The sequence below is a fragment of the Amphritea pacifica genome (assembly GCF_016924145.1).
Taxonomy (GTDB): Bacteria; Pseudomonadota; Gammaproteobacteria; order Pseudomonadales; family Balneatricaceae; genus Amphritea; species Amphritea pacifica.
Window position 1 is genome coordinate 1 of the sequence record NZ_JAFFZO010000150.1, and the last position, 376, is coordinate 376.

Here is a 376-nt window from a genome sequence, read left to right on the forward strand (position 1 = left end):
CCGGCACCGGCACCCAGGCCCGCCACCGAACCATCGATACGCCCGGCACCGGCATCAATCGCCGCCAGGGAGTTGGCCACGGCCATCCCCATGTTGTGATGGCCGTGGAAACCCACCTCAATGGAGGGGTCCAGTTCAGCCCGCAAAAGACCGATCTTTTCGGTCACTTCATCCGGCAACATATAACCGGCGGAGTCGGTGCAGTAGATGCAGTTGGCGCCGTAGGCAACCATCAGTTTCGCCTGCTCCAGAATCTTCTCCGGGCTGGCCATGTGTGCCATCATCAGGAAACCGACGGTATCCATCTCCAGCTTGGCGGCCAGACCGATGTGCTGCTCAGTCACATCAGCTTCGGTACAGTGACTGGCCACCCGGA

General features: G+C 60.9%; 1 pseudogene. It reads right to left on the minus strand.

Annotated features, from left to right (window positions below):
• A pseudogene (locus tag JW499_RS21840) lies at positions 1–344 on the minus strand (4-hydroxy-2-oxovalerate aldolase); the annotation flags it as partial.
• Between the last annotated feature and the right edge of the window lie 32 nt (positions 345–376).